The organism is Streptomyces sp. PA03-6a (assembly GCF_033792765.1).
Lineage (GTDB): Bacteria > Actinomycetota > Actinomycetes > Streptomycetales > Streptomycetaceae > Actinacidiphila.
Genome location: NZ_JARAVK010000369.1, coordinates 1 through 6659, shown reverse-complemented (window position 1 = coordinate 6659; position 6659 = coordinate 1). Strand labels below are relative to the sequence as shown.

Genomic DNA, 6659 nt, shown 5'->3' with positions numbered 1-6659 from the left:
TCAGCGCCCCGATCCCCTCATGCCCCGCCACCTGCGCCAGCGGGTCGGTGTACGTACCGTCCTCCACCCACGCGGCGGCCACCGCCTTCGCCCTCGCCTCCGCGTCCGTGGCGCTGTTCCACGCCTCGAAGTAACGGGCGACGGCGGCCTCGTACCGGTTCTGCGACATCACGGTCCTCCTCATCCGGGCTGTGTGGCCCGGCCGGACGGGGTGGAGTGCGCCACCCCGTCCGCCCGGTGCGACCACCCTGCCGGGGCGGCGACGAGGGGTCGATTACGTCCGAGGTAATGGCGGATCCCGCCTCATCCCGGGAAGCAGCGCACATCGGGAACCAGAACCAGAAGGGGGCCCACCGGGGTCGCCCCGCCCCGGGCTTGATCAAGCGTCGGCAAAAATCCCGGGCAGGCCGATGATCGACCTGTTAGCTTCAGTTGCCCGTGACGTCGCCCGAGGAGGTGGGACCCATGAACGCGGTATCTCTGTGGGTGCTCCCCCTTGCCGTCACGGTCTGGCGATTGACATAGGTGTCGCCGGGAGCGCCTCGACAACAAGGCACTCCCGAAAGGCACACACCCATGCACTCTCTGCAGTTCACCGCCGAGTCGTCGATGAACGGCGTGGTCGAGCGCGACTTCACCGTGGACGGGGTCCCCGGTGTTCTCTGGTCACCGGCTGCCGGCGCCGAGCTCGCGCCCTTGGTCCTGATGGGGCACGGCGGCGGCAACCACAAGAAGCACCCTGCGATGTCCGGCCGGGCGCAGCGCCTGGTGACCGGCTGCGGCTTCCACGTCGCCGTCCTTGACGCGCCCGGTCACGGCGACCGGCCGCGCACGGCGCACGACGAAGCGGAGATCGCCGAGCTGTTCCGGGCGAGGGCGGCCGGCGAGCCGGAAGGCCCCATCGTCGTCCGCTACAACGAGTACCTGGCTGCTCTCGCCGTGCCCGAGTACCGGGCGCTCCTGGACGCCCTCCAGGAGCTTCCGGAGATCGGCACCAACGGGCCGGTCGGCTACTGGGGCATCAACATGGGCACCGCGATCGGCGTGCCGTTCGTGGCAGCCGAACCCCGGATCACGGCTGCGGTCTTCGGGCAGCACTGGCCCGACGTCCTGGCCGAGAGGGCGCAGCAGATCACCATTCCGGTCGAGTTCGATCTGCAGTGGGACGACGAGCACATCTCCCGCGAGGAGGGTCTCGCGTTGTTCGACGCCTTCGCCTCGAAGGAGAAGTCATTGCACGTGAACTCGGGCAAGCACAAGGAGCTGCCCCGCTTCGAGGCTGACAGCGCGGTCCGCTTCTTCGCCCGGCACCTCGGCGAAGCGGTCACCGCGTCGGCCTGACGTGCGCGGTCGCGGCCCCCGGCTTGCCGGCCGGGCGCCGCAACCGCGGCCCCGGGTCGAGCGGGTCGCGGGCCGGTCATACGGCTGCCGGCGCAGGCTCTGCGTGGGGCCGGTGTGGGACCTCAAATTTCACCGTCGGCCTCGTCCGCTTCCGTGGGTCGCCGTCAGATGGCGAGCGCATCGGCCGTGGTCATCCGAGCTTCTCCAGCTGAGCGTTGATGATGCTCTCGGGGATAACCGGAGGCTGGCTCAGATCAAGGGACGCAAAGGCGGCGACGGTGGAGCCCTTGCGGACCACGAGAACGGTCATGGGGATCGTGGGGCCCCCGCCCGCCTCGGCGACGACTTGGATCGTGTCGAAGGCGATGGCGTCGTCGCCGTAATCGCCGGCGGACCGGCCGCGGGTACCGGAATATCCCAGCCCGGTGCCGAGTTGGGATGCGGACGGGAGCATCGAAGCGGTCGCGCAGAGGGGGAGCGCGGCGCGCAATTCGGCCATGGCCTTGAGGGCGTCGGAGCGGGTGTAGGACGTCAGACCGACGCTCGCGTGATGCTCGGGCTCGTCGGGATCGGACACGACGTCCCCTTCCACCTTGGCCGAAAAGTCGTGGAGACTGCCCAAATCGGCAGCTGCGTAGACCGGTCGGCAGGCGGAGGGTGTGACGGCGCGGTACGTCGCGAGCATGTCGTGGTCGACCGGGGCCCCCTTCCCCGTGACGGTCTTGGCTGTGTAGCCCGGGACCTCGTGTGTACTCAGTGCCAGGCGGTCGAGGTCTTGCTGGCTGAGCGTCTTCTCAGCTTCGGCTGCTGTCTTCCTGCGACCTGCGGTGTCGCCTTCTCCGCCTCCGCCGCACGCGGCGGTTAGCGTCAGGGCGGCGGTCACACTCGCACCAACGATGGTTCGTATTCCGATACTGCGAACGCCCATGCCCGGTCGTACCCCCATGCCCCGTCTCGGGGCATCCACATTCGATGACATTCCTGATCCCGTAATTCGTGCCGAAGCACCGGCCGACGGCGTCACCGAGTGGCCAGACCACCAGTGCCTGCCGCGCCTCGGCCGCTTTCCCCAGGCGCCGCCAAAAGAGGGGGCAACAAGGAAGACCTCACGTAGGACGGGAGAAACCCACACTAAGGCAGTCCCCGTCGACGCTGGAACAGCATTTCTGGGGCCGCTGTGGGACGGCACCGCAGCCTTGGATGAAGCGGCCAGTCCGAACCCGATGGGCCGCGCGATCTGTAAAGCTGACCGTGAAACCGAATCCCGTGCTCACCGCTGTGGGTCAGGCCCGGCGCGCCAGCGCCGGGCCTGACCCAGGGATCGCCGTGGTCAGCTGACGATCTCGACCCTGATGCTGGCGGTTCCTGAGACGTGGTCGGCGTCTCCTCCATAGCTGACGGTGTATGTGCGCGCGCCCGAACGGGTCTGACGATCGGCGAATTTGAACGTGCCGTCGGCCGCCACACGAACGGTGGCGAGCGGCTCGCCATCCCGTGAGACCGTGACCCGGGTGTGGGTCGGGAGCGGCACCAGGGAGCTCAGCGCTCCGTGGACGGTCAGACGTTTCCCGATCGGGCTTGTCGCAGGCGCCTGCAGGGCAATGTCGCTGGAAGCCTTGTGGACATCGGTGACGACGTCGAGGATCACCTCGCCCGAGTACGGGAAGCGCGTGGCGAACAGGCGGTTGCCGTCCGGGGCCCAGGCCACTCCACGCGCCAGCAGGTCCCAGGTCGGCCAGGAGAGCACGATCTTGCGGAACGCGGTGGTCGAGCCAGGCTGGTAAAGGTAGATGTCCCAGGCGCCGCTGACCACGGTGCCCGCAGCGACCATGCCGTTCGAGGCGATGGCCACCGAGTTGGGATAGGGACCGGTGTCGTACCTGCCGATCTCGGTCAAGTCGGAGATTCGCCATTGCTGGTGGAAGTAGTTGCTTCCATTCGGGGTGACGACCGTCTCCCCGTCCGGGGTGATGGCTAGGTCCTCGACCCTGCCGATGGCGTCCGTGTAAGCGACCTCCTGGGCGGAGCCGGAACTCACGTCGTACGTACGCATCCCCGGCTCGCCCGCGCTGTCTGCGGCAACGAGCCGGTCAGGGCGGGCCGGCGAAGAAGCGAGACGCGGCTTGCCCCACCACACGGCGTTGCGGCCCAAGTCGACCACCGGATCGGCGTCGGCAATGCCGATCGAACCGATGCCAGCTTCGAAGTCGTTCGCCTGGTACGAGAACCAGAGCTTCCCGCCTGCAACGGCGAGGCTTTCCGGCTCCGTGTCGGCGCCGGTGGACAACCGGCGGGTCTCGGTCAGGGTCGTGGTGTCAATGGCGGCGATGGCGTCGGCGTCCGGCAGGGCTACGTACAGGGTGGACTCATCGCCTGACAGGGTCATACCGCGGGCGCCGTCGAGCCCTTCGACCGTCTTGAGCACGTGGCCGTCGTGGTCGGTGGCCACCACTGCATCATCGGCCGGTGCGCTGATGTACACGTGGTGGCTGTCGGCGAGGGTCTGCCAGTGCGACCTGACCGGCAGGACGATGCTGTCCGCGGCCTGGGCTGGGCTGGGGCTGGCAAACAGGGTCAGCGATGCGGCGAATGTGGCAAGCGCCGTTGCCCCGGCCAGTCTGCGTACGCGCAAGTGCGTGAATCCCTTCACAAATCGGCCGACCACGCGGCGTGATTGGCTGGCCAAGCCTAAGGGTTGACACTGACCGGGGGCGCGCTGCGGAGTGCGGCCCAGCCGCTTGATGTTGCGGTTGGACCGAAGAGCCGGCCGGGGTATGCGCCGCCCCGCTGCGAACGCGCGGCCTGCTGAGGCTCGCCGTAGTTGACCTTCGCGCGACACACGGATCGCTGTACCTCTCCGTGGCTGCGCACTGATGGAGCGTCGTGACTGGTGGCTCTGGTGGGACTGATCACGGAGACGCTCCTCATCGGGTCCTCCCGGACTCTCTTTTGGATCGGCGGGCCCACTGAACTGCGCCTACACCCACCCAAGGCTGCACTCCAGCCTGAGCTGCCGTCGGTGACCGCTTGCCCCAGGGGTAATGGGCGGCGCCGGCCAGGCGGTCATCATGGGTAGATGCCGCATGCGCCAGTACACCTGCCCACCGCTCTCGTCGCGAGGTACCGGGCGGTCGACCGGGAGGTCATGGGTTCCGCCCTCGTCGACACGCCGCGCCATCTCGACGCGCTGACGGCGGACATCGGCACGCACGGGATCCTCGTGCCGCTCCGCCTCGGCTTCAACGAGGAGTTCGGGACGCTCGACGGCAACCACAGGATCGCCGTGGCCATCCGGCTGGGCCTGGCGGAGGTCCCGGTGGCGTTGGCCGCGGAACCGCTGCTCCCCCGGCCCGGTCACGCGCGGCCCATGCTTCCCGAGGACCTGGTCATCCTGCGGGGCGCCTTCACCGGCATCTCGTGATCCGAGACAACGGATCCCACCCCTTGGTCTTGACTCAGCAGTAATTGGCAGTCCATGTGCCTCTTGTTCACCGTTTGCATGCAATCGTTCCAGTTGTGGCGAAAAGCCCTACTGGAGGTCACCATGACCGAACTTCCGTTTGCACGGGACGCCAGGAGGCTGGCGTCCGCCGTGTCGGGCCCCGTGCTGAGGCCCGGGGACGACGGCTACGCCGGCGAGTGCTCGGGGGCCAACCTCGCCGTGGCGCACCGTCCGCAGGTGGTCGTGGGTGCGGTGACCGCGGACGATGTGCAGGCCGCCGTACGGTTCGCCGGGGAACACGCGCTGCCGGTCGGCGTGCAGGCCACCGGGCACGGCCCCTCGCTGCCGATGGACGAGGGCGTGCTGATCACCACGCGGCGGATGGACGGCGTCCGCGTCGACTCCGGCGCCCGGGCGGCGCATGTGGGGGCGGGGGCCCTGTGGGGGCCCGTGGTCGAGGCGGCGGCGCGTGAGGGCCTCGCGCCCCTGGTGGGCTCGTCAGCGGCGGTCGGAGTGGTGGGCTACACCCTGGGCGGCGGCCTGAGCATCGGCATGGCCAGGGCGTACGGCTGGGCCGCCGACCACGTGCTGGCCATGGACGTGGTCACCGCCGACGGGGAGCTGAGGCGCGCCGCACCGCGCGAGGAACCGGAGCTCTACTGGGCGCTGCTGGGCGGCAAGAGCAACTTCGGCGTCGTGACCGCCATGACCTTCAACCTGTTCCCGGTGACCCGGCTCTACGCGGGCAACCTCTTCTACGCCGGCGAGCACGCCGCACAAGTCCTCCGTGCCTACCGCGACTTCGCGGCAGAGGCGCCCGATGAGCTCACGTCTTCCTTCGCCCTGATGCGGATGCCGGACCTCCCGCTCCTCCCGGAGTTCATGCGTGGCGCCCTGACCGTGAACGTCCGCGTCTCCTGCCTCGCGCCGGCCGTCCGCGGGGCGCAACTCGTCGCGCCGATGCGGTACGCGGCACCGCTGCTCGGGGACCTGGTGACGGAGATCCCCTTCGCGCAGTGCCTGGGCATCGTCCCCGAAGGGAGCGGACCCTGGGCCGCGGTCGAGCACTTCGCCCTGCTGGACGAGCTGACCCCGCCAGCCGTCGACGCCGTCCTCGACACCGCCGGCCCGGACGCGGAGACGCTGATCGACATCGTCGACATACGCCACCTCGGCGGCGCCCTGGCCGAGCCGCCGGCGGCTCCCAACGCCGTCGGCAACCGGGACGCGGACTTCGCGATGCTGACGCTGACCTTCGTGGCACCCGGCCAGGCCGCGCGAAGTGCCGCGTCGGGCACGGAACTCACCGACCGTGTGACGTCCCTGGCGGACGACCGCAGGCACCCCAACTTCCTGTCCCACGCGGACGCGGTGGAAGGGCGGACGCGAACGGCGTACGCCCCGGAGACCTACCGCAGGCTGGGCGAGGTGAAGGCGCGGTACGACCCGGACAACCTCTTCCGGTTCAACCACAACATCCCGGCCGCGCGATGAGCCCTCACCACCACGTCGTGGGGTAGACCTGCCGCCTCAGGCGGGAGGAGACCATCTGCACCGCGACGAGGAGCACCGTGCCGGCTGCCAGCAACGGAACGAAGTGGGTGGCGGACGGGGTGGTGAGCATGATCATGACGGCGGTGGCCATGGCCGGCGGGTGGGGCGTCCGCAGCAGCAGCACCAGCCCGCAGGCGATGCCGCAGCCCACGACGGCTGCCCAGGGGCCGTGCCAGCCGAGGGCCAGCACCCCGAAGCACACGAGGCAGGACAGCATGTGGCCGCCGATGACGCGGCCTCTAATACACATCCCCGGCCCCCGGAGCCCCCCCCAAACCCCTTTGCCTTTTTTTTGTTAAAAAAAAAAAAAAAAAAGCACCAG

General features: G+C 69.1%; 6 protein-coding genes and 1 pseudogene. 3 read left to right on the top strand and 4 right to left on the bottom strand.

Annotated features, from left to right (window positions below; translation table 11 throughout):
* Positions 1-169, bottom strand: a pseudogene (locus PV350_RS43195) (nuclear transport factor 2 family protein); the annotation flags it as partial.
* Between the two features lie 407 nt (positions 170-576).
* On the opposite strand from PV350_RS43195, the gene PV350_RS43190 reads away from it, so the two are divergent.
* Entirely contained in the window at positions 577-1341 is a 765-nt protein-coding gene (locus tag PV350_RS43190; RefSeq protein ID WP_499514891.1) for an alpha/beta hydrolase family protein, read from the top strand.
* A gap of 190 nt (positions 1342-1531) precedes the next feature.
* Here PV350_RS43190 and PV350_RS43185 read toward each other — a convergent pair whose 3' ends face one another.
* Positions 1532-2224 carry a hypothetical protein gene (locus tag PV350_RS43185; RefSeq protein WP_499514890.1) on the bottom strand — a complete coding sequence of 231 codons (693 nt, stop codon included), beginning with the start codon at positions 2222-2224 and terminating at the stop codon, positions 1532-1534.
* Between the two features lie 447 nt (positions 2225-2671).
* The gene (locus PV350_RS43180) at positions 2672-3973 is read right to left on the bottom strand and encodes a hypothetical protein (RefSeq protein ID WP_499514889.1); all 1302 of its coding nucleotides are present in this window, start codon (positions 3971-3973) and stop codon (positions 2672-2674) included.
* A gap of 444 nt (positions 3974-4417) precedes the next feature.
* On the opposite strand from PV350_RS43180, the gene PV350_RS43175 reads away from it, so the two are divergent.
* Positions 4418-4762: a ParB N-terminal domain-containing protein gene (locus PV350_RS43175; RefSeq protein ID WP_500338853.1), complete on the top strand. Its 345-nt coding sequence runs from the start codon at positions 4418-4420 to the stop codon at positions 4760-4762.
* A 123-nt stretch (positions 4763-4885) separates the two neighbouring features.
* Entirely contained in the window at positions 4886-6277 is a 1392-nt protein-coding gene (locus PV350_RS43170) for an FAD-binding protein (RefSeq protein WP_500338851.1), read from the top strand.
* A 4-nt stretch (positions 6278-6281) separates the two neighbouring features.
* Here the strand turns inward: PV350_RS43170 and PV350_RS43165 are convergent, their stop codons facing one another.
* Complete coding sequence (locus PV350_RS43165; RefSeq protein ID WP_500338850.1) at positions 6282-6587, bottom strand: HPP family protein; 306 nt, start codon at positions 6585-6587, stop codon at positions 6282-6284.
* Between the last annotated feature and the right edge of the window lie 72 nt (positions 6588-6659).